Genomic DNA, 22515 nt, shown 5'->3' on the forward strand with positions numbered 1-22515 from the left:
TCACACGATAACCGCTTACCTTCAAACAATGAGCAACCTCATCAGTACACTCGCTACCGGCATATGGACACCGGTACTGTTTCTGCTCATCCTGGGCGGTTTGTTCTTTCTGATTTACTCCCGATTTATTCCATACAAATATATAGGGCATTCCATCGCGATTCTGCGCGGAAAATATGATAATCCAAATGATCCCGGACAGATCAACGCATACGAAGCATTGTCAACGGCGCTCGCGTCAACCGTTGGAATGGGAAATATTGCAGGGGTTGCTGCGGCCATTTCAATCGGTGGGCCCGGAGCATTATTTTGGATGTGGGTTACAGCATTGGTTGGGATGTCGACAAACTTTTTTACAAGTACATTGTCAGTGATGTACAAAGGAAAAGATTCTGAAGGTGAAATTCAGGGAGGCCCCATGTATGTGATCCGTGAAGCACTAGGGAAACCGTTGTACCCGTTGGCAGTAATGTTTTGCCTGTGTGCATCCATAGGGTGTTTGCCGATTTTTCAGGCCAATCAGTTGACGCAGATCATCGTTGATATCGGTATTTCATCCGCGGGTATGAAGTCGGCCGCTTTTCATATTGGTAACTTTGAAGTCAACATTGCCAAGCTCGTCATTGGTTCGACTTTGATGATTATTTCAGGCGTTGTAATTATTGGCGGCATTCAACGCATTGGAAACTGGGCGGGTAAGATGGTCCCGTTGATGATCGTTATTTATTTCCTTTCAGTCATTACAATTCTTATTATTAATATCAGCGAGGTACCAACCTACCTGGTCATGATTTTCACGGATGCATTTGCTGCCAAGCACTACCATGGTGATCCTTTGTTTGGAGGCATTTTAGGCGGACTTATCGTTACCGGTGTTCGTCGGGCCTCGTTCTCGAACGAAGCCGGAATCGGTACAGCGCCCATGGCATTGGGCGCATCTAAAAGCAGAGAGCCTATCCGTGAGGGACTGGTGTCTATGCTTAGCCCTGCCATTGATACCTTGCTTGTCTGCACGTTGACGGCGCTTGCCATCCTCGTAACAGATGTTTGGAAGACCTCAGGCGCAAATGGTGTTACGTTAACAGTTACCGCCTTTGAAAAGGCACTGGGCGAACCGGGAAAAATCCTGCTCTTAATCAGCGCCTTCTTTTTTGCTATCACATCATTATTTTCCTACAGCTATTACGGGAATAAGGCTATGTCATTTTTACTAGGTGTGAAAGTCGGCAAATTTTACGATTACTTTTATCTGCTGACCATCATCTTTGGGGCAATTCTTTCTATGCAAGACATTATGAACATTATTGATATAGCCTATGCGTTAATGTCTATTCCTACCATGGTTTCAGGATTTATACTTGCGCCTAAAGTGATGAACGAAGCAAAGCGTTACTTTGCCCGGCTACGTGCAAAAGAGTCTCATTAGAACGGATTCAAAAAACCGTAGATAAGTGCCGCGCTTCAGAGATTGAGTCGAAATGCAAAGATGATGAGTTTGTTAGATGATAGTGATTAGACATTCAAAAAATGGTGCCACCTTTTAATGCAACCTCCGGCGTACACCCTTAATCCCACTTGCCTTCTCCCCTGGAAACACTGTATCGACCGGCGCCGCTAAATACCAAAACAACCGCGGTCATCAGATACAACATATTTGTTTCAATCATCCATCCACCGTAATCATTTACCGAGAACACGATGTCCGGATGAGCTATGAGAATACTCAATAACATGTTGAAGGCAATTATCAATGCTGCAATTCGTGTTTTGAAACCTAGCAATACAAAGATGGGTGCGACAAATTCTCCAACGATGTTGCCATACGCCAAAAACTCCGGCATTCCGGCGTTTGCGACAATTACCTTGACGTGATCGATTTCAACAAAAACTTTATGAAAACCATGAAATAATAAAATGCCTCCGCAGGTGATGCGAAGTAAGAGTTTAGCCAGGTCTTGGTTATCCATGAATGATTGATTTGCTAACTAGCCATGGAGATGGGCTTTACTTCCGACTTGACAGGAAAATCAAACAACCCGTGTGCTTTGATGGCCTCCTCAACTTTGTGAGGCACAAATTTTTCCCAGCCTGCTTCACCCTTCCTGATCATGGCCAATACATTGTCGGAGATGATGTGCAAATTTTTGACATTGGCTTCACCAATCTCTTCCAGTTTGTTATTATCCACCAGGTAACGGAATAAGCTCTTTAGGTGTGATGGAAGCTCAGCTTCAAAATCCTTTAACGTGAATAACTCTTTCGAGTTCTTTTTCCACGCGGGGTAAATATAAAGTTTCACATTTGTTCCGAACAGGGAAGCAAAACATTCTAATATACCGCCACGAAGATTTTCATAAGTTTTCTCTTCAAATACTTTCTGCAAAGCATATATACCCAACGTGATTCCGATCTTTTTTCCCTTCGTAATCTTCGAGAGATATTCAACCAGCCGGTAATATTCAAAGTAATTGGAAATCAACACATTTTGTCCGAGGGAACAAAGAATATCAGCGCGATGTAAAAAATCTTTGTCATCAATATTTCCATCGAAGCCTAAATCGTTCAGCGTTAGTTCTGAAATCAATACAATGTTCGAACGATCAACATCCGATTCCTGGCGAAAATGCCTTCGGGACGCGAGCAACATGTCGACATTGACATGCGTAGGCGGCCGAAATCTTCCGCGTAGCACAAGTACATTTTTTTTATACAACTCATCGGACGGCTGCATAACATTTCCATCCGGACCAAACATAGCGGCTTTGGTCAATCCGCCCTTTACCAGCTTCAATGCCATCAACCGGTTATCTACATGTTTAAAATCCGGACCATTCAGCCGGAACATATCGATTTCGATTCTTCGCAAGGTCAGACCGTCCATCAATGACATGAGAATTTCTTCCGGATCTGACAGAAACATACAGGAATACAAGAGGTTCACCCCGACAATTCCTAATGCATATTGTTGTTGCAGCGGATCGGTATCATGCATCTTGACGTGAATGATGCAGTCATTGGATTCACTTTTGGGCGTAAGTTGAAAACGCAGGCCGATCCAACCATGTCCCTGGTTGGTCCGCTCGTAATTCAATACTTCCACAGTGTCAGCAAAAGCAAAAAAGCGCGTTGTATCAATCCGGTGCGGGAGACGTTCCGGTAACAACACATATTCATGATCCAGCATTCTGATCAACCGCTCCTCGCACACATACCGATCGCCCACACCATAGATTGCGTCGCTGAACTTCATATCGTAAGCTGACATCGTTTTAGCAACCGTGCCTGACGCGCCACCGACCTTAAAAAAATTGGCCGCTACTTCCTGACCTGCACCAATTTCAGCAAATGAACCGTAAATGGCTTTGCTTAGATTGATGCGTAATGCCTTTTCTTGAGTAGTAAGTTTTCTGAATTCTTCCATACGCATTATTCTCTTCCTGAACGCCAATCAACCGTTCCAAGATACCGTTAATCATGGACGGTTGAAAGTTAAATTTTGCCTAAGTTATTACAGCTAAAATAGTAAACCGCGTATTGATGAATTTGGTTTTAATACGGAATTCTAACAACTATAAACTTCTCATGCTCACTTGTTTCGTTATTTGATAATTAAACTTTAACGTCTATTTTGCCTGCTATTCAAACGATTCAATACGTCAAACATGTCGAGCAGGGGTAATTTTTCAGGCCGGATTGGTTTCATTTTAACGGCCGCCGGTTCAGCTGTAGGCTTAGGCAATATCTGGAAGTTTCCTTACCTCGCCGGGCAGAATGGCGGGGCGGTATTTCTTTTCATTTACCTGTTTTGTGTTTTTGTATTGTGTTATCCAGTGATGGTAGGAGAAATCTCGATTGGACGACATGCCGGCCTCGACGCCTACGGCTCTTACAATAAGTTAGGGGGTAAGAAATGGGGGTACCTCGGTCTGTTTGGAATTATGATCGGCATTTTTATCCTTTCATTTTACAACGTAGTGGCCGGATGGGCCTTTGGATATTTTCTGCACATATCCTTTGGTGATCTCCTGAACGAAACAGACTTCAGCTCTTTCTTCGGATTGTTTGTTAACGACATATTTGATCTGACAAGCGCTAAGGGTTTGGCTAATTCAAATTTTATCTTCTCCATGGTGTTTATGGCGATGACAGCTTTTATTGTAGCCAAGGGTATACAAAAAGGTATCGAAGCAGCAAACAAAATCATGATGCCGACGCTGTACATCATCCTGATATGCATTATTGTCTATAGCTTGACGTTGCCGAATGCCATGTCAGGTGTCAGATATTACTTGATTCCGGACCTGGAAGAACTAAAAATTCAAACGCTTTTCGAGGGGTTGAAGCAAGCATTTTTTTCGCTTTCCCTTGGTATGGGGACGTTGATGACCTATGGTTCTTACTTAAAGAAAAGTGAAAACATCACCTCCTCCGTTGCGACTATATCATTGGCAGATACTTCCGTTGCCTTTCTTGCAGGACTAATGGTTTTTCCGCTGATACACTTCCTCCAGTTTAAACTTCAGATTACAGAAGTAGCACAAGCTGGGCCGCCGCTGATATTCATTGTGCTACCACAGATATTTCATGAAATGGGACCGCTGCTTGGACGCATCGTAGGAGGACTATTCTTTCTACTGGTATGTTTTGCCGCGCTGACATCAACTATTTCATTACTGGAAGTTCCTGTGGCGTACCTGGTTGACCAAAAGAAGATGGACCGTAAAAAGGTGTCTTGGGGTACCGCCCTGCTTATCTTTGTTATTGGCCTTCCTGTGATGGCTAGCCAGGGGATGATTCCAGCGTTGAACAATCTGCCCTTTTATAAAGGGCAAGATTATTTAGTATTCGTCGCCGACATGTGCGACATCGGTCTGACAGTGGGCGGTTGCCTGATGTGTATATTCATTACCACCCGTTGGAAAATTGAAAACATGCACAGTGAACTGGAAAATGGCAATCCAAATTACCGAACTTCTTTCCTTAAAAAATATCTGAACTTTACCATCCAATATGTTTGTCCGGTGTTGCTCGGCATACTTTCGATATTGATTATTTACGACAAGTTTGTTGGAATTTGAGTGGATGATTTAAAGTGCTGAGTTAATGCTGTTGTCGATCGTAACTCAGTGCTCAAAACTTACTGTCGCATAAAACTATCCCTTGCCTCCTGTTTCATCTCTTCCCATTCTTCAGGCGGCGGCGGCGTACCACGATCAAATTCTTTTAGTAGCCAACTTACCAATTCCTTTTTCATTCCAAACTGTTGAACAGCGTTTTCACAAAATTCAATCTCGTGCGGGTCAACCACTTCATCCGCATACACCATCAGAATAAGATCGTATAACAAGTTCATACGATCATTATGATTATCGGGGACATTCACCTCAAATTTTTCATCTGCCTCTATCAGCAATCTTACTTGCCGATCTTTCATGCCGTATTTGTTGCCGATTTTATAAAGTAATGCTTCTTCTTTCGGATGCATGTTGCCATCAGCTTTTGCCAACGCCAAAAGATTTTTAATGTGATTCTTTTTGTATGAAAGATATTGGTGTTCGAAAAAACCCATCATAGGAGTTAATGTTAATGTGATTTGATTAGGAATTAAAAATTACTGAGTTGACTGTATCCCCATATGCTCTTCCTTAAGAACACGTCTTAATATTTTTCCGACGTTGCTTTTTGGTAGGTCATCTCGGAAAACAATATGCCTGGGAACTTTATAGTTAGTAAGATTTTCATGACAATAGGTTTTAAGTTCTTGTTCGGTGAGGGTCGGATCTTTTTTAACAACATATATTTTAATAACCTCACCTGATTTTGGATCGGGCACCCCAATCGCAGCTACTTCCTTCACTTTCGCAAAAGATGCTATCACATTCTCCACTTCGTTTGGAAATACATTGAAGCCGGACACTTTGATCATATCTTTCTTGCGATCTACGATTTTGAAAAAACCGTCAGCCTCCATTAAACCGATATCGCCCGTGCGGAACCATCCTCCTGGAAAGAACACACCTTCATTGTCTTTTTGCCAATATCCCGACATAACCTGTGGGCCACGCGCACAGATCTCTCCGGTTTCGCCTTGTGGTAACTGGTTTCCGCTGTCATCGAAAATGGCAACTTCAGTGTTGGGCATAGGTAATCCAATCGTTCCTTTTCTATGTGTGCCATCCAACGGATTACAACATAACACAGGAGATGTTTCGCTTAACCCATAACCTTCGACGAGCGGTTTGCCCGTTACTTCGAGCCATCGATCTGCAACAGCATCCTGGACAGCCATACCACCGCCAACGGCACCGTGCAAAGCGGAAAAATCCACGTCTTTAAAATCCGGATTGTTAAGCAATCCATTAAAAAGCGTATTTACTCCAGTCAGGATGGTGAATTTGTGTTTCTTCAACTCTTTCACAAAACCCTTGATGTCGCGCGCATTGGTAATCAAGACATTTTTGACGCCCGTATTAAACATGAGAACACCATTTACGGTAAGTGCAAAAATATGATAGAGTGGAATAGCAGTAACCATTACATTCTCCCGATTAACATTCATGTAGGGTTTGAACCATTGTTTAATCATGGAATTGTGGCCTATGATGTTTGCATGTGAAAGTTGAGCGCCTTTCGATACGCCTGTAGTCCCACCGGTATATTGTAGCACGGCAATGTCGCTCAAAGCAAAGTCTGGCTTGGTCAGCGTGAGTGAAGCTCCCTTCTGGAGTGCTTCTTTAAAAGAATGCGCCTGAGGTACACGGTAAGCAGGAACCATTTTCTTTACTTTCTTAACTACAAAATTCACGAGGGCACCCTTTAGCGTGCCGAGCATATCCCCTAATTGGGTTATGATGATATGTTTGATGGGATTATGAGCAACAACTTTTTCTAGATTGAAACAAAAATTAGCGACGATCACAATCGCCGAAATTTCTGCATCCTTAAACTGGTATTCCATTTCACGCGCCGTATAGAGTGGATTTGTGTTCACGACGATCAATCCCGCCCGTATGGCACCCATGAAAGCAACAGGGAACTGTAAAAGATTAGGCATTTGGATCGCGATGCGTTCCCCTTTTTTTAGGCCGAGGTCTTTTTGAAGATAGGCCGCAAAATCACCGGAAAGTTTATAGAGCTGATCATAGGTTAGTTTTACACCCATGTTTTCATATGCAACCTGGTCTTTATAACGTTTACAACTATCTTCAAAGAGTTCCACGAGATTTTGATATTCATACAATGGAATTTCGTGGGCCACTACTTTTGGATACTTTTTAAACCAGGGGAAATCCTTCATAAAAAATGATTGAAGATGAATACATAAAGCAAACGATTGTTGGCCAGCAAATCAATAGGATGTCAGAAAGCAGGCAAAAAAAAACCCATCCAGCCATAGGCGGGATGGGCAGCTCCGAATAACTCATTAACCTAAACTGAGCTTGCTGTAGAGGAAGGAGTCGAACCTTCACGGAGAGGTTAGGTTCAGAAACCTGATCTTATCTAAGAATTCTTGAGATAAGATCAGGGTGCTTTACTTTATTCCTTTATTCCACCCTCGAGACCAGAGGGCATGTCTGCCTCCCGATAGTTATCGGGATCAACACCCTACAATGTTATCCGCGTTTTGCGGTTTGTGTGTGTGTGAGTGTGTTTGCTGTAGAGGAAGGAGTCGAACCTTCACGGAGAGGTTAGGTTCAGAAACCTGATCTTATCTAAGAATCCTTGAGATAAGATCAGGGTGCTTCACTTTATTCCTTTATTCCACCCTCGAGACCGGAGGGCATGTCTGCCAATTTCAACACCCTACAATGTTATCCGCGTTAAACGGTTTGTGTGCGTGTGAGTGTGTTTGCTGTAGAGGGAGGGATCGAACCTCCACGGAGCAGTTAGGTCGCCAAAGGCTGGACTTTATCCCGTACTCTCCACCCTCGAGACCGGAGGGCTTGTCTGCCAAGTTTCAACACCCTACAATGTTGGATTTTATAACTGGTGATTCGCTGTTTTGAATCTGGTCCGTTGTAAAATCTTTAACAAAGTAACGAATAAACTAGTGGTTCAATCAATAAATGATTCGAATATTTATATATTTTTTAATATTATTTCATAATTTTGAATAATACTTAAAACCCAATACAAATATGACGGAAAATTATAAAGTTGATAATATCGACTTGAAGATTCTCGAAATTCTCATGCAGGACGCCAAAAAACCATATACAGAGGTAGCGAAAAAGGCTTTTGTATCTGGAGGGACAGTCCACGTACGGATGAATAAATTGGAAGAGGCTGGAATCGTGGAGAAAACTACATTAAAGGTTAACTATGCAAAGTTGGGATATGATATTACTGCGTTTATCGGGATATTTCTCCAAAAAAGTGCCTTATATGATCAGGTGATGGCAAAGCTTAAAGCCATTCCTGAAATAACGAATATCCATTATACCACCGGCAACTATAGCATGTTTACTAAAATCCATTGTAAGGATACAAACCATCTGAAAATCGTTTTACACGATAAAATCCAACAAGTTGAGGGAATTGAAAGAACTGAAACAATGATCTCGCTTGAAGAAAGCCTGGATCGAAGTCTTAACCTGACCTAACCAGGAGTTTTGGAAGGTAAATGTGAATCCGACCTAAAAAGCGGCTTTACGCCCGAAACTTTAAACTTTAAACCTTCTAGTTTAAACTTATTAATTGTTACTTTTGTATTGTTTAAAATCAGTCTAAATAGGCTTCAATGAGTAAGGATAATCAGGTACTTGAAGAATTAACCTCAAAAGAATACGAGCACGGCTGGACTACTAATATAGAGACAGACTCGGCGCCGAAAGGTCTTAATGAGGATATCATCCGTTTTATCTCTGCCAAAAAAAATGAACCCGAATGGTTACTTGAATGGAGATTAAAAGCATACCGGCAGTGGACCAAGATGGTGGAACCGAAGTGGCCGAACGTCACGTACCCTCCTATCAATTATCAAGACCTGATTTATTATTCTGCGCCTAAACAAAAGGTTCAGCCAAAAAATTTAGAGGATGTCGATCCGGAATTAATCAAGACATTTGAAAAACTAGGCATTTCACTCACGGAACAAAAACGTTTGACTGGTGTCGCGGTAGATGCCGTGATCGATAGTGTTTCAGTAGCTACCACATATAAGTCAACATTAGCAGAACTCGGAATCATTTTCTGTTCCTTCAGCGAAGCTGTAAAAGAACACCCGGACTTAGTGAAAAAATACATGGGCTCGGTTGTGCCTGTGAACGATAATTACTTTGCAGCATTGAATTCTGCCGTATTCACGGACGGATCATTCTGTTATATTCCCAAAGGGGTTCGTTGCCCAATGGAATTATCGACATACTTTAGAATCAACGCCGCCAATACAGGGCAATTTGAAAGAACGCTGATCGTAGCAGATGAAGGCTCGTACGTGAGTTACCTCGAAGGATGTACCGCTCCCATGCGCGACGAAAATCAACTCCATGCAGCGGTAGTGGAAATCTATGCGATGAAAGATGCACAGGTAAAATATTCTACCGTACAAAATTGGTACCCTGGCGATAAGGATGGCAAAGGCGGTATTTACAACTTTGTGACTAAGCGCGGTCTGTGTTTTGGGGATGGATCAAAAATTTCTTGGACACAGGTTGAGACCGGTTCTTCCATTACATGGAAATATCCATCCTGCATTTTGAAGGGCGATAACTCCATGGGTGAATTTTATTCAGTTGCTGTAACGAACAATTATCAGCAAGCTGATACGGGAACAAAAATGATTCACATTGGGAAGAACACAAAGTCGCGCATCGTATCAAAAGGGATATCGGCAGGACACTCTCAAAACAGTTATCGCGGTCAGGTAAAGATTATGAAGCGTGCGGAAAATGCAAGAAACTTTTCCCAATGCGACTCTCTATTAATGGGCGATAAATGTGGCGCACATACATTTCCTTATATCGATGTTGAAAACAAAACAGCACGCATAGAACACGAAGCAACGACTTCGAAGATCGGTGAAGACCAAATCTTTTATTGTCTGCAACGCGGAATAGACGAGGAGTCAGCGGTTGCTTTGATCGTGAACGGCTATGCAAAGGAAGTGCTGAACCAATTGCCTATGGAATTTGCAGTTGAAGCACAGAAGCTGCTTGCCCTGACGCTGGAGGGAAGTGTAGGCTAGTCAACAATCTTAATTCGAACTACAGAATATGTTAAGCATAAAAAATCTTCAAGCAAAAATCGAGGATAAACAAATCCTGAATGGTATTAACCTGGAAATAAAACCGGGCGAAGTCCACGCCATTATGGGCCCAAACGGTTCGGGCAAAAGTACATTGGCATCGGTACTTGCCGGAAGAGAAGAGTACGAAGTAACCGCCGGGCAAGTGGACTTCCTGGGAAAAAATCTATTGGAAATGGCGCCAGAAGAGCGTGCTCGCGAAGGGGTTTTCCTGGCGTTTCAATATCCCGTGGAGATCCCAGGGGTGAGCACCATAAACTTCATGAAAACAGCCATGAACCAAATACGAGTTCATCGCGGTCAACAGCCGTTGGATGCTGTTTCCTTTTTAAAAGTGATGAAGGAAAAAATGAAATTGGTTGAAATTGATCAGTCGCTCTTAAATCGTTCGCTGAATGAAGGATTTTCTGGTGGTGAAAAAAAGCGGAATGAGATTTTTCAAATGGCAATGCTTGAACCTAAGCTTTCCATCCTGGATGAAACTGATTCTGGTTTGGATATAGATGCCTTAAGGATTGTTGCCAACGGTGTAAACAAATTAAGAAATAAAGCAAATGCAGTTATTGTTGTAACCCACTATCAACGACTGCTCGATTATATCGTACCTGATTTTGTCCATGTGTTATATAAGGGAAAAATAGTTAAGTCGGGTACTAAAGAACTTGCTCTTGAGCTGGAAGCGAAGGGCTATGATTGGATAAAAGATGAGTTGGCCTTAGCCTAAAGTTGATGCACATGGATGTAACAGTAAATGAAAGAAACATATCTTCAGAAGTTGGACAGTTAATTGAAAAGACACTGGCTGTTGAGCAATCCTTTCCGGATTTACGAAAGGAAGCTTATCTCACGTTTCAACGGTTAGGCTTACCTGCCAATAAAGCCGAAGAGTACAAGGACACGCCGATCGCCCGCACATTACAAAAGAATTTTAATTTTCAGTCTGCTTCCGTTAAGGGAAAGATTGACCCGACACAATTCTTCATTCCCTTAGTTGAAGCAAATGTTATTGTTTTTATAAATGGTTTTTTTTCGAAAGAACATTCAACCATTATTTCACCTGAATCTGAAATATCCATTTTACCACTCAAGGAAGCAGTGAAAGGTAATAATCCACTTGTGTTGAAACATTTGGGTAAATACGCAGATTTTAAATCAGATGCGCTGACGGCCTGGAATACGGCCGCGTGGACGGATGGCGTATTCTTGCATATCAAGAAAAACCAAACCGTTGAAAAGCCTGTTGTCATTTATTATATTCAGGATGGTTCTGACCAGGAGGGCCTAAGCATAAACAGAAATCTGATCGTCTCAGAAACTAATAGTAAATGCACGATCATCGAGAAATCTGATTCAGTTGGAAAACAAAATCACTTTTCAAATACCGTTACCGAAGGTGTGGTCAATGAGAACGCCGAATTAAATTTTTATTTCATCCAGAATGATTCCGGAAACCGGTATCAATACAATCTGACACAATTTTATCAATCGAATTATAGCCGCGTTAATACATTTACATTCACCTTGAATGGTAAATTGATCCGTAATAACCTGCAGCTTTCACTTGATGGGGAAGGCATTGAATCACACATGTTTGGTTTGTACCTGCTGGACAATGATACCCTCGCAGATAACCACACCGTTGTTGATCATAAAAAAGCTAATTCCTTTAGTAACGAATTGTATAAAGGCATCATGGATGGTAGTTCAAAAGGTGTGTTTAATGGTAAGATATATGTAAGGCCAAATGCGCAAAAGACCAATGCGTTTCAGGCAAATCGCAACATCCTGCTAACAGATAAAGCTACTGTCAATACAAAGCCACAGCTTGAAATTTGGGCAGATGATGTAAAATGTTCGCACGGTTGCACTACGGGACAACTGGATGAAGAAGCTATGTTCTACCTGCAGACTCGTGGTATCAGTAAAGAGACTGCACGAGCTATGGTATTGTATGCCTTTGCAGGAGAAATTTTGGATAACGTTGCCCATGCTGAACTAAAGACCTACCTGGATCAGTTAGTAAGTGAAAGGCTACACAAAAATTTTTGAGTTATGACGACCTCCCCTGCTCCTTCCATACGATTTGATGTAGAAAAAATCAGGAAAGAGTTTCCCATACTAAATCAAAAAGTAAACGGGCATGATTTGGTTTACTTTGACAATGCCGCAACTTCCCAAAAACCACTGCAGGTAATTAATACTTTAGTTGATTACTACACAGGCTACAATGCCAATATTCATCGCGGTATTCATACACTCGCGGAGAAAGCTACACGCGCTTACGAAGCCACGCGTGAAGCAGCTAAAGACTTTATCAATGCACAGCATCTCGAAGAAATTATATTTATAACACGCGGGGTAACGGAAGCAATTAACCTGGTTGCACATTCCTATGGTCGCACGTTCATCGGCAAGGGTGACGAGATCATTGTTTCTGAATTAGAGCACCACTCCAACATTGTACCCTGGCAAATGGTCTGCGAAATGAAAGACGCAGAACTTAAAGTGATACCAGTACTTGATAATGGCGAAATAGATTTGGAAGCATTTAAAAAATTGCTGACCTCCAAAACCAAACTGGTCGTCGTTAATCATGCTTCCAATGCATTGGGTACTATCAACCCTGTAAAAGAAATGGCAAGGCTTGCGCACGAAGCCGGTGCTTTGATCCTGGTCGATGGTGCTCAAGCTGCAGCGCATTTACCTGTTGATGTTCAAAACCTGGATTGTGATTTTTATTGTATTTCAGCCCACAAGATGTATGGTCCCACCGGTGCGGGAATACTATATGGCAAAAGATCACTGCTAGAAAAAATGCCTCCTTTTTTTGGCGGTGGAGAGATGATCAAGGAGGTCACGTTCAAAAAAACCACTTACAATGACTTGCCCTATAAATTTGAAGCAGGAACGCCGAACATTGCGGATGTTATTGCACTGAAACCTGCTATTGAATTTATTCAGTCGCTTGGAAAAGCAACCATTGCCGCACATGAACACGAGCTGCTGAAGTACGCAACGAGTGAGCTATCGGCATTAAAAGGAATCAGGCTCATTGGAACTGCTGCTCAAAAGGTAAGCATCGTATCATTTGTCGTTGAAGGTATCCACCATTTTGATATCGGCCAAATGCTCGATACAAGAGGTATTGCGGTAAGAACAGGACATCATTGTGCACAACCCCTGATGGAGCGCTTTGGTATAGAGGGAACGGTTCGGGCTTCATTTGCTGTTTACAATACGAAGCCGGAAATTGATAAACTTGTAGAAGGCTTGGATAGAGTAATCAGCTTTATGAAATAACGATACTCATCCATGAAACTTTGAATCCTGATAAGGCACCTATGACGATCAATGAAATTCAGGAAGAAATTATAAGCGAATTTTCCTTACTCGACGGCGATATGGAGATGACAGTCTTTTACATCATGGAGTTGGGTCAGAAGTTGCCTGAGATGAACAATGCCGATAAAACGGACACCAATATTGTAAAAGGTTGCCAGTCCAAGGTATGGATGACGGCTTCTTTTGATCATGACAAAGTATATTTTATTGCTGACAGCAACACAGCGATAACAAAAGGCTTGGTTAGTCTTTTGATTCGAATATTTAATGGGCAAACGCCTGATCAAATTCTGAATGCTGATCTTTACTTTATGCGGAAAATTGGCATGGAACGATTCATTGGTACCCAGCGTTCCAATGGTTTCGCCGCCATGATAAAACAGATGAAGCTATACGCATTAGCTTTCAAAACTAAAATGGAAGTTAAACCCTGATGGAACCGGTAGAAAACATTGATCAAAAAAAAGTCTCAGACACAGTCATCCCTGATCTTCAGGAGAAAGTACTGGCTGCAATCAAGACTGTTTATGACCCTGAAATTCCCGTCGATATTTATGAGCTCGGTTTGATTTACGAGATCAATATTTACCCTGTAAATAATGTTTATATTCAAATGACTTTAACTTCTCCCTCCTGCCCGTCTGCTGAGGTTATTCCAGGGGAAGTGGAGCAAAAGATAAAAACTATTGAGGGCATCAATGATGTAAAAGTCGAAGTTACCTTTGATCCTCCGTATTCACAGGACATGATGTCGGAAGCGGCCAAGCTTGAACTTGGATTTCTATAATTTGTTATAATTTTTACGATATAATTCAAATAAAACTATGTACCCAGAACAATTAGTAGCCCCCATGCGCAACGACTTAACCAGTCTGGGCTTCACTGAATTTAAAACTCCTGAAGAGGTTGAAAGCAACCTAACCGATCAGAAGGGGACGACACTTTTGGTGATCAATTCAGTATGCGGCTGTGCAGCAGGAGCAGCACGTCCGGGAGTAAAATGGGCGCTTCAGCATTCAGATAAGAAGCCGAATCGACTAGCCACTGTATTTGCCGGAGTAGATAAAGAAGCCGTGGCAAAAGCACGGGAATTTACCCTCCCATATCCACCGTCTTCACCTTCTATTGCGCTTTTTAAGGATGGTGAATTGGTTCATTTTGTTGAACGCCATCATATTGAAGGACGTAACGCGCAAATGATCGGCGAACATTTACTAGAAGTATTCGACGAATACTGTTAAGCCCAAACATGTTATGTAGAGACGCAATGCATTGCGTCTCTACATAACGTTTTTATTTGCCCAATTAAAGACCACGCTCCAAAATCAATCGCGTCTCCTCCAGGTCTAACTCATATTCAATCTTCCTTAAGGCCTCATCCCCTATTTTCCCATCACGGCGCAAACGGATCACCAATTGGCGTTCTTTATCCAGCAACTCTTGTTGAATGCGATGAAATTCAATTATCTGTTGATCGTCTATTTTCTTTTTGCTTTGGACCTGATCTTTAAGAATTCTTTGCATCCGGATTTCATATTTGGTTTTGATTTGATTCAAAACTTCATCACTAAGTGCTAAAGAATAATTCTCTTCGATGTGCTCAATAATGGAAGAAGCAATTTGTAATCGGGCTGCTTGTTCAATTTCATGTTCATGGTTATCCTGTTTGATTCCCAACATTTTTATCAGTGGGCGCAAGCTTAGGCCCTGGATTACCAAGGTAGAAAAAATAACTGTGAAGGTGAGAAAGATAATCAAGCTTCGGTTTGGAAATGGCGCTGAACCGGCCGCCGTTAAGGGCAAGGCAAGGGCTGCGGCCAATGATACAACGCCACGCATACCCGACCATGCTACGATGGTAACAAGTCTCAGGCTCACCTCTGGCTCCCTTTCACGAATTTTTTTACTTAGCCGCGGAATATACGCTCCTGGATATACCCAGATAATCCTCCCTACAATTACAGCAAGGCTCACAATGCCTCCATACTTGAGCAAAGTTGTAAATGAATGTTCCTCAATGGTCTCTAGAATTAAGGGCAACTGTAATCCAATCAGAATAAAAATGACCCCGTTCAGGATGAAGGTAACCGTATTCCACACTCCATAGGATTGCAAGCGCGTCTGTTGTGAGAACACGACAGAAGAATTGTAGGACATATACAGTCCGCAGGTAACAACACTTAACACACCGGATACATGGATGCTTTCCGCCGTCAGGTAGCAGATATAAGGAGCCAGCAATGTGAACGTGGTATCAGTCGTCGGGTTATCCGGTGTGATTTTATGAATCCATTTAAAAACGATCCCGAGCACAAGCCCTAAAACGATTCCTATGCCCGCAACAAATACAAATTGAATGCTGGCATTCCATAAACTGAAAACACCAGTTACCACCGCAGCCACCGCGTACTTATATACAATCAAACCCGTTGCATCATTAACCAAACTCTCCCCTTCTAAGATGGTCGTTACTCGCTTAGGCACAATCAACCCTTTAGTAGCAGCAGCTGCGGCAACAGCGTCTGGCGGGGATATAATGGCTCCTAAAACGAAAGCTTCATGCCACCCGAAACCGGGAATAAAACTATGTGCAATCCAGGCAACGGCACAGGTGGTGAAAACAACACAGCCGGTCGCTAAAAGCGTGATGGGCCTCCTGGCTTTTTTAAAATCAATCCAGGAAGTTGTCCAGGCTGCGGCATATAGAATTGGAGGAAGAAAAACCAGAAATACAACCTCAGGGTTTAAGGTAATGGGATGTAAGTTGGGCACAAGTCCGATGCCAATACCAGTTATTACCAGCAGGATTGGATACGGTATTCTGATTTTGTCTGTGATCTCTGCCAGGGCTGTAACAACAGCCAGCAGTATAACCACCGTCGCCATGTTCTCCATTAAGTTCTATTGAAGAGATGCAAAATATCCGGTGGATACAACATTGACAAACATACCAGGGGTTTAAGCAAAAACAAACTTTAAAAGAAGTCATCGACGCATCCTCCGTCTCTAACCCCCTTAATCTATTGTTAGAAACTAAAGCGTGACAGAAAATCGCGGAGTTCGTCCTTCAGGGATCTGGGATTGCTGATTCCCAAACTTCCATTGATGAGGTCGTTCGACTTTACATTGATCTCATTCATTTTTAAATGTTGATTGATGAAGATGAACTCCAGTTCAGGGATTAATTGTTTGAGTTCGTCTACGATGTCGAAAACTTTGATGCTTCTCTCGACTAGGTTGTACGTGCCGCTGGGAACGTTGCTGGATAATAAATTATTCAGGGCTTTAGCAACCAGATCTATATGGATAAATGGTCTCGATTGTTTACCATTTCCCTGAATGGTTACGATCTTGTTGAAGTTAGCTTCGAAAGCAAATTTGTTCATCACAGAATCAAACCTCATACTTTTACTGTAACCATAAACATTGCCACAACGGAAGATATAGGTGTCAATTTTCTTGTCCATCAAACGCCGTACATGCTCCTCTCCCCGGAATTTTGAAATCGCATAAAACGTCTTGGGGTTGGGCTCGGCATTTTCATCTAAAGGTACTTCAGAAGCCCCATAAATACCTGTACTCGAGGCAAATATGAACTTCTTGATAGAGTTACTTTCCTCTACGGCATAGACCAACTCGGCTGTTCCCCAATGATTCACTTGTTCGTAAGCATGGGAATCAGAAACAGCAAAAGGCGTGGTTACTTTGGCGGCCAGATGGAAAACAACATCTACTCCTTTTAATGCTTTTCGCAGCGATCGGGAGTCGAGTAGCTCACCCTTTACAAAAGTCAATTTCTGGTGCTTTTGAAGCTTCAGGCCGAGAAACAAATTGTAATTCATCCGGCTTAGATTATCATAAACGATAACCTTTTCGACCGCCTCATTAGATACTAACAAACTAACTAATTCAGTGCCGATGTAACCGGCACCACCCGTAACCAATACCTTCATTCCTTTTTTACTTGTTAATTAAATCTGTGTGCAGGCCGCATTCGATTTTGTTCATTCCGAACCATCGGGCTTCACGCTCCTGCATTTCGGGGTCCAATTTACGAGTGCAAGGCTCACAACCTATGCTCACAAATCCTTTTTCTTCAAGCGGATGCTTTGGAAGGTTATGTTCTTTTTGATACAGCCAGATCATACGCGCATTCCAATCCAGCATAGGATGAAAGCGAAGGCACCCGTGCTTGGCAGGCTGTTCAACCTTCATGGCAGCGCGGATTGCACTTTGATCCGCACGCACACCATTGATCCATACATCGTGCGCTAATAAGATCGCGTCCATTGGCTGGGTTTTATTCAGGTGGCAGCAGTGGTCAGGATCCGAAGTAAAAAGTAGTCGTCCTTCCGGGTCACGTTGCATAAACTTGGGCACATCCGGTTTTAAATCAATTGTATTGAGTTTAAATAACTCGGTGATGTAGTCCCTGAACCTAACGGTTTCCGGAAAATGATACCCTGTGTTAATAAAATAGACCGGTATAGTATTGTCGATTTTGCTGAGGATGTGAACCAAAACCAGGCTGTGTGATTGAAAGGATGAGGTGGTAAAAAGGCTTTTCCCCGCAGCTTTGTAGGCTTCGACTTGCTGTTTAATTTCGTCAATTTTCATTTAACCCTTTGTTTACTTAAAGTACCCTAACTTGCTTATTTTCAGAAATAATTTAAACAATTTGTGAATAATTACTTTAAACGTATTATTTTCGAATCCCTTAATCAAACTTTTTAAACTTGAACCCTAAGTACCGATTTCTTTTAGTAGTCCTGCTCACGCTTTTAGCCCTTTGTAGCCAAGTGGTATTTTAAGACAAGCACCAAAGGTAAGAATGCTTACATGGGAGTCCAGGCCTTTCTAACAAACATTCTGCATGGAAAAATCCATTTCATGCCCGATTACTTTTTAAGTATATCGCAGACCTGTTTTGTAACTTTAACAATTAATGCGATCTAATATTGACAGGTTTAACGTAAACGACAACGCGACGTTGATGAATTCGTTAACTTGTATTCATGGTCAATCAAAGGATTGCTTTAGATTGCGGTCGATCAGATGAGGAACCTTTTAGGTAGAATCATGTTATTTTAAACACGATGAAGGTAAAGGTATCGCGGAAGGAACATTTTAATGCAGCACATAGACTTTACAATCCCGAATGGTCTGATGACCAGAATGCCAAAGTTTTCGGAAAATGCAGCAATCCCAATTACCATGGCCATAATTATGAAGTGATCGTAAGTGTCACCGGAGAACCTGATCCGAGAACAGGATATGTATTCGACATGAAATTATTAAGTGATTTGATCCGCGAAAATGTGTTATCGAAGCTGGATCACAAAAACTTGAATTTAGATACTGAATTTTTCAAGAATCTGAACCCGACGGCTGAAAACATTGCAGTTGTTATCTGGAGGATACTCAGACAGAAAATAGACTCCGACCTTGAACTGAAAATCACTTTATATGAGACAGAAAGAAATTTTGTTGAATATCCAGCCTCTTAAAACCCCAGATGACGATAGCGATGATCATTTCATGTCATCCTTTGAAACACCTCTTAGGCCGGATGCATTCGAATTGGATGATGAAGTGAAAATCGAACGCATTGAAAAACACTTTCGCGAAATCATGACGATTCTAGGGTTAGATCTAACGGATGACAGTCTGAATGGTACGCCCAGAAGAGTAGCCAAAATGTACGTGAAAGAAGTGTTCAGCGGGCTGAATCCAAAGAACCGGCCCCATGCACGCCTTTTTGAAAATAAGTATAATTATGATCAGATGCTCGTGGAAAAAGACATCACGTTTTATTCTCATTGCGAGCACCACTTCGTACCTATATACGGCAAAGCACATGTCGCTTATTTTTCCGCTGGAAAGGTTATTGGGCTTTCAAAAATTAACAGGATTGTCCAGTACTTCTCTAAAAGACCACAGGTCCAGGAAAGACTTACGGTCCAGATTGGCAAAGAGATTGAACGTGTTTTACATACGCAGGATGTTGGCGTTGTAGTCGATGCTAACCATATGTGCGTTGCTTCCCGCGGTGTTGGGGACACCAACAGTAAAACAGGTACTGCCTACTTCTCGGGCAAATTCAAAGACGAAAATATCAAACGGGAATTTCTTAACTACATCAACGCTAAGTAATTGAAAGAGATTTCTTGATCGGATAAGTGGCTGGCATTGCTGTCAGCCATTTTCTTTACTAACAAACACAGCAAGCGACGCACTCTGCAGCCGGTAACTATTGGACATCCATTTATGGAAAAAGCCAGTGGGTCACCCTCAGCAGCCGCTATTCGGAACAAAAAATTATTACTTTTGCTTCTGCTAAAAAATTAAACCTATGGTATTCGATTTAGACATGATCCAGGCTTTGTACAGTAAGATGCCGTCGCGCATTGCCAAAGCCCGAAGTATTGTAAAAAGACCTCTTACACTTTCTGAAAAAATCCTTTACTCCCACCTTGACGCTAATCAGAAAGTTGAGAATTTTGGAAGAGGTAAGTCGTACGTGGACTTTGCGCCAGATCGTGTAGCCATGCAAGATGCCACAGCTCAGATGGCACTTTTACAATTCATGTCTGCCGGTAGGCCAAGGGTAGCTGTACCTTCAACGGTACACTGTGACCACCTTATTGTTGCTCGTACGGGTGCCAAAGAAGATTTGACCATTGCAAATGATGAAAGCCGCGAAGTATTTGATTTTCTTTCTTCAGTCTCCAATAAATATGGGATAGGTTTCTGGAAACCTGGCGCCGGGATTATTCACCAGGTAGTCCTTGAGAACTATGCTTTTCCGGGCGGTATGATGATCGGAACAGATTCACATACAGTAAATGCCGGCGGTCTTGGTATGATTGCCATTGGTGTCGGTGGAGCTGATGCCGTGGATGTTATGTCGGGTATGGCATGGGAACTTAAGTTTCCGAAACTTATTGGAATAAAACTGACCGGAAGACTAAATGGCTGGACCGCTGCAAAGGATGTAATATTAAAAGTCGCCGGACTTCTTACCGTAAAAGGCGGAACCGGCGCGATCATAGAATATTTTGGAGAAGGTGCCACGTCCATGAGCTGTACCGGTAAAGGTACTATTTGTAATATGGGTGCAGAAGTTGGCGCAACTACGTCTACTTTCGGATATGATGAATCGATGGAACGGTATCTGATTGCGACGGGGCGAACGGAAGTGGCAAAGCTTGCCAACAGTATTAAAGAACACCTTGTAGGTGACCCAGAAGTTTATGCAGAGCCTGAGAAATATTTTGACCAGGTCTTAGAAATCAACCTATCCGAACTTGAGCCACATTTGAACGGACCTTTCACGCCCGACCTGGCAACTCCGATTTCAAAAATGAAAGAAGAAGCGGCACGCAACGGATGGCCAACACACATCGAAGTAGGTTTGATCGGTTCATGTACAAACTCTTCTTACGAAGATATCTCCCGTGCGGCAAGTCTTGCACGACAGGTATCGGACAAAGGACTAAAGACGAAATCAGAATTTACAATTACGCCAGGATCTGAACAGGTTCGCTATACTATCGAACGCGATGGCTTTATCGATACTTTTGACAAGATCGGCGCCAAGGTATTTGCAAATGCGTGTGGCCCTTGCATTGGTATGTGGAACCGTGTTGGCGCAGAAAAGAAAGAGAAAAATACGATTGTTCACTCCTTCAACAGAAATTTCCAGTCACGTAATGATGGTAACCCCAATACCTATGCTTTTGTGGGTTCCCCTGAACTTGTAACTGCATTGGCAATTGCGGGAGACCTTACTTTCAACCCGATGACGGATACCTTAACCAATGAATCCGGACAACAAGTAAGACTTGATCCTCCAACGGGAGACGAACTGCCGGTAAAAGGCTTTGATGTTAAGGATGCAGGGTTCGTTGCTCCGGCAAAAGATGGAAGCAAAGTGGAAGTTAAGGTAAGCCCTACCTCTGACCGCCTTCAGTTGCTGGAACCTTTCAAACCTTGGGAAGGAACGGATCTGAGAGACTTACGCGTGTTGATCAAGGCCAAAGGCAAATGTACCACCGACCACATTTCGATGGCGGGTAAATGGTTGAAATACCGCGGGCACCTGGACAACATTTCAAACAATCTGCTTATCGGCGCGACCAACTTTTTCAACGAGAAAATTAACAGCGTTAAAAACACAATTACCGGTCAATATGATGAGGTGCCGAAAGTTCAGCGCTTTTACAAAAGCCAGGGAATCGGAACTATCGTAATAGGTGATGAAAACTATGGAGAAGGTTCCTCACGAGAACACGCTGCTATGGAACCTCGCCATCTGGGGGTGCGGGTTATACTCGTAAAATCTTTTGCGCGGATTCACGAGACAAACCTGAAAAAACAAGGTATGCTCGCATTGACTTTTTCAAATAAAGAAGACTACAATAAGGTTCAGGAAGACGATAAGGTCGATATCATTGGCTTAACTGAATTCACGCCGGAAAAACCATTGACACTTGTTCTTCACCATAGCGACGGCACACAGGATAGTATTTCCGTCAACCACACCTATAATAAGAACCAGATCGAATGGTTCAAGGCAGGATCCGCACTAAACCTGATGGGCATTATTGCCAGAAAAGCGGCAGAAAAAGCTCAAGCGGAAAAAAAGGGTATCCTTGAAAAAGTAGCAACAGCTGTTAAGAAAGTCGTAAAAAAGGTAATGCCAAAAGCGACTGTTAAAAAAAGTGCCAGCAAGGTTGTTGCTAAAAAGTCAGCAAAAAAATCAGCTGTAAAGACAGCCAAAACACCTGCTAAAAAGGTTGTAGCTAAAAAAGCGAAAGCCAAAGTTTCGGCTAAACCCGCGAAAAAAGTTGCAAAAAAATCGGCGCCTAAGCCTGTCAAAGTGGTTAAAAAGCCATCAAAGAGCGCAGCTAAAAAGAGAAGATAGA

The 22515-nt window shown here is 42.4% G+C and carries 20 protein-coding genes; 13 read left to right on the plus strand and 7 right to left on the minus strand.

Annotated elements, in window-relative coordinates; all coding sequences use genetic code 11:
- The first annotated feature begins 28 nt into the window (after nt 1–28).
- Nucleotides 29–1426 carry an alanine/glycine:cation symporter family protein gene (locus P2W71_RS22355; RefSeq protein ID WP_276373625.1) on the plus strand — a complete coding sequence of 466 codons (1398 nt, stop codon included), beginning with the start codon at nt 29–31 and terminating at the stop codon, nt 1424–1426.
- 139 nt (nt 1427–1565) lie between these two features.
- Here the strand turns inward: P2W71_RS22355 and P2W71_RS22360 are convergent, their stop codons facing one another.
- Together P2W71_RS22360 and P2W71_RS22365 are read right to left on the minus strand one after the other, a co-directional pair.
- Entirely contained in the window at nt 1566–1967 is a 402-nt protein-coding gene (locus P2W71_RS22360) for a DoxX family protein (RefSeq protein ID WP_276373626.1), read from the minus strand.
- 14 nt (nt 1968–1981) lie between these two features.
- Nucleotides 1982–3421 carry a TonB-dependent receptor gene (locus P2W71_RS22365; RefSeq protein ID WP_276373627.1) on the minus strand — a complete coding sequence of 480 codons (1440 nt, stop codon included), beginning with the start codon at nt 3419–3421 and terminating at the stop codon, nt 1982–1984.
- Between the two features lie 241 nt (nt 3422–3662).
- On the opposite strand from P2W71_RS22365, the gene P2W71_RS22370 reads away from it, so the two are divergent.
- A complete protein-coding gene (locus P2W71_RS22370; RefSeq protein WP_276373628.1) occupies nt 3663–5078 on the plus strand; it encodes a sodium-dependent transporter in 1416 nt (471 codons plus the stop codon).
- A gap of 59 nt (nt 5079–5137) precedes the next feature.
- Here P2W71_RS22370 and P2W71_RS22375 read toward each other — a convergent pair whose 3' ends face one another.
- Nucleotides 5138–5572, minus strand: coding sequence for a hypothetical protein (locus P2W71_RS22375; RefSeq protein ID WP_276373629.1), 435 nt, complete (start codon nt 5570–5572; stop codon nt 5138–5140).
- A 39-nt stretch (nt 5573–5611) separates the two neighbouring features.
- Complete coding sequence (locus P2W71_RS22380; RefSeq protein ID WP_276373630.1) at nt 5612–7297, minus strand: AMP-binding protein; 1686 nt, start codon at nt 7295–7297, stop codon at nt 5612–5614.
- Between the two features lie 841 nt (nt 7298–8138).
- Between P2W71_RS22380 and P2W71_RS22385 the strand changes: the two genes are divergently transcribed.
- From P2W71_RS22385 to P2W71_RS22420, 8 genes are all read left to right on the plus strand, one after another.
- On the plus strand, nt 8139–8603 hold the full coding sequence (locus tag P2W71_RS22385) for an Lrp/AsnC ligand binding domain-containing protein (protein WP_276373631.1): 465 nt from the start codon (nt 8139–8141) through the stop codon (nt 8601–8603).
- A gap of 137 nt (nt 8604–8740) precedes the next feature.
- On the plus strand, nt 8741–10186 hold the full coding sequence (sufB, locus tag P2W71_RS22390) for a Fe-S cluster assembly protein SufB (protein ID WP_276373632.1): 1446 nt from the start codon (nt 8741–8743) through the stop codon (nt 10184–10186).
- A 28-nt stretch (nt 10187–10214) separates the two neighbouring features.
- Nucleotides 10215–10970, plus strand: a complete 756-nt coding sequence (sufC, locus tag P2W71_RS22395) for a Fe-S cluster assembly ATPase SufC (protein WP_276373633.1) — start codon at nt 10215–10217, stop codon at nt 10968–10970.
- 11 nt (nt 10971–10981) lie between these two features.
- A complete protein-coding gene (gene sufD, locus P2W71_RS22400; protein WP_276373634.1) occupies nt 10982–12295 on the plus strand; it encodes a Fe-S cluster assembly protein SufD in 1314 nt (437 codons plus the stop codon).
- Nucleotides 12296–12298: 3 nt separating this feature from the next.
- Nucleotides 12299–13546, plus strand: coding sequence for a cysteine desulfurase (locus P2W71_RS22405; protein WP_276373635.1), 1248 nt, complete (start codon nt 12299–12301; stop codon nt 13544–13546).
- A 41-nt stretch (nt 13547–13587) separates the two neighbouring features.
- A complete protein-coding gene (locus P2W71_RS22410; RefSeq protein WP_276373735.1) occupies nt 13588–14022 on the plus strand; it encodes a SufE family protein in 435 nt (144 codons plus the stop codon).
- Entirely contained in the window at nt 14022–14375 is a 354-nt protein-coding gene (locus P2W71_RS22415; protein WP_276373636.1) for an SUF system Fe-S cluster assembly protein, read from the plus strand. Before P2W71_RS22410 ends, P2W71_RS22415 begins: the two co-directional genes overlap by 1 nt.
- A gap of 37 nt (nt 14376–14412) precedes the next feature.
- Nucleotides 14413–14829: a BrxA/BrxB family bacilliredoxin gene (locus tag P2W71_RS22420; RefSeq protein ID WP_276373637.1), complete on the plus strand. Its 417-nt coding sequence runs from the start codon at nt 14413–14415 to the stop codon at nt 14827–14829.
- 64 nt (nt 14830–14893) lie between these two features.
- Here P2W71_RS22420 and P2W71_RS22425 read toward each other — a convergent pair whose 3' ends face one another.
- From P2W71_RS22425 to P2W71_RS22435, 3 genes are all read right to left on the minus strand, one after another.
- Nucleotides 14894–16474 carry a Na+/H+ antiporter gene (locus P2W71_RS22425; protein ID WP_276373638.1) on the minus strand — a complete coding sequence of 527 codons (1581 nt, stop codon included), beginning with the start codon at nt 16472–16474 and terminating at the stop codon, nt 14894–14896.
- Nucleotides 16475–16614: 140 nt separating this feature from the next.
- Nucleotides 16615–17541 (minus strand): SDR family oxidoreductase, encoded by a 927-nt coding sequence (locus P2W71_RS22430; RefSeq protein ID WP_276373639.1) that lies wholly within the window; start codon nt 17539–17541, stop codon nt 16615–16617.
- 7 nt (nt 17542–17548) lie between these two features.
- Nucleotides 17549–18205 carry a phosphoadenylyl-sulfate reductase gene (locus P2W71_RS22435; protein WP_276373640.1) on the minus strand — a complete coding sequence of 219 codons (657 nt, stop codon included), beginning with the start codon at nt 18203–18205 and terminating at the stop codon, nt 17549–17551.
- A gap of 479 nt (nt 18206–18684) precedes the next feature.
- Here P2W71_RS22435 and P2W71_RS22440 point away from each other — a divergent pair, with 479 nt between their 5' ends.
- From P2W71_RS22440 to P2W71_RS22450, 3 genes are all read left to right on the plus strand, one after another.
- On the plus strand, nt 18685–19095 hold the full coding sequence (locus P2W71_RS22440) for a 6-carboxytetrahydropterin synthase (RefSeq protein ID WP_276373641.1): 411 nt from the start codon (nt 18685–18687) through the stop codon (nt 19093–19095).
- Nucleotides 19055–19741, plus strand: a complete 687-nt coding sequence (gene folE / locus P2W71_RS22445) for a GTP cyclohydrolase I FolE (protein ID WP_276373642.1) — start codon at nt 19055–19057, stop codon at nt 19739–19741. The genes P2W71_RS22440 and folE overlap by 41 nt, the downstream gene beginning before the upstream one ends.
- A gap of 199 nt (nt 19742–19940) precedes the next feature.
- Complete coding sequence (locus tag P2W71_RS22450) at nt 19941–22514, plus strand: aconitate hydratase (protein ID WP_276373643.1); 2574 nt, start codon at nt 19941–19943, stop codon at nt 22512–22514.
- Nucleotide 22515: the final 1 nt, after the last annotated feature.

The sequence above is a fragment of the Chryseolinea sp. H1M3-3 genome (genome assembly GCF_029360725.1).
Lineage (GTDB): Bacteria > Bacteroidota > Bacteroidia > Cytophagales > Cyclobacteriaceae > Chryseolinea.

Coding starts and splice junctions, on each gene's coding strand:
- P2W71_RS22425 (WP_276373638.1), bottom strand. CDS start 16,474: ATGGCGACGGTGGTTATACTGCTGGCTGTTGTTACAGCCCTGGCAGAG.
- P2W71_RS22405 (WP_276373635.1), top strand. CDS start 12,299: ATGACGACCTCCCCTGCTCCTTCCATACGATTTGATGTAGAAAAAATC.
- sufC (WP_276373633.1), top strand. CDS start 10,215: ATGTTAAGCATAAAAAATCTTCAAGCAAAAATCGAGGATAAACAAATC.
- P2W71_RS22370 (WP_276373628.1), top strand. CDS start 3,663: ATGTCGAGCAGGGGTAATTTTTCAGGCCGGATTGGTTTCATTTTAACG.
- P2W71_RS22375 (WP_276373629.1), bottom strand. CDS start 5,572: ATGATGGGTTTTTTCGAACACCAATATCTTTCATACAAAAAGAATCAC.
- sufB (WP_276373632.1), top strand. CDS start 8,741: ATGAGTAAGGATAATCAGGTACTTGAAGAATTAACCTCAAAAGAATAC.
- P2W71_RS22365 (WP_276373627.1), bottom strand. CDS start 3,421: ATGGAAGAATTCAGAAAACTTACTACTCAAGAAAAGGCATTACGCATC.
- P2W71_RS22355 (WP_276373625.1), top strand. CDS start 29: ATGAGCAACCTCATCAGTACACTCGCTACCGGCATATGGACACCGGTA.
- folE (WP_276373642.1), top strand. CDS start 19,055: ATGAGACAGAAAGAAATTTTGTTGAATATCCAGCCTCTTAAAACCCCA.
- P2W71_RS22360 (WP_276373626.1), bottom strand. CDS start 1,967: ATGGATAACCAAGACCTGGCTAAACTCTTACTTCGCATCACCTGCGGA.
- P2W71_RS22380 (WP_276373630.1), bottom strand. CDS start 7,297: ATGAAGGATTTCCCCTGGTTTAAAAAGTATCCAAAAGTAGTGGCCCAC.
- P2W71_RS22430 (WP_276373639.1), bottom strand. CDS start 17,541: ATGAAGGTATTGGTTACGGGTGGTGCCGGTTACATCGGCACTGAATTA.
- P2W71_RS22385 (WP_276373631.1), top strand. CDS start 8,139: ATGACGGAAAATTATAAAGTTGATAATATCGACTTGAAGATTCTCGAA.
- P2W71_RS22435 (WP_276373640.1), bottom strand. CDS start 18,205: ATGAAAATTGACGAAATTAAACAGCAAGTCGAAGCCTACAAAGCTGCG.
- P2W71_RS22450 (WP_276373643.1), top strand. CDS start 19,941: ATGGTATTCGATTTAGACATGATCCAGGCTTTGTACAGTAAGATGCCG.
- sufD (WP_276373634.1), top strand. CDS start 10,982: ATGGATGTAACAGTAAATGAAAGAAACATATCTTCAGAAGTTGGACAG.
- P2W71_RS22420 (WP_276373637.1), top strand. CDS start 14,413: ATGTACCCAGAACAATTAGTAGCCCCCATGCGCAACGACTTAACCAGT.
- P2W71_RS22410 (WP_276373735.1), top strand. CDS start 13,588: ATGACGATCAATGAAATTCAGGAAGAAATTATAAGCGAATTTTCCTTA.
- P2W71_RS22440 (WP_276373641.1), top strand. CDS start 18,685: ATGAAGGTAAAGGTATCGCGGAAGGAACATTTTAATGCAGCACATAGA.
- P2W71_RS22415 (WP_276373636.1), top strand. CDS start 14,022: ATGGAACCGGTAGAAAACATTGATCAAAAAAAAGTCTCAGACACAGTC.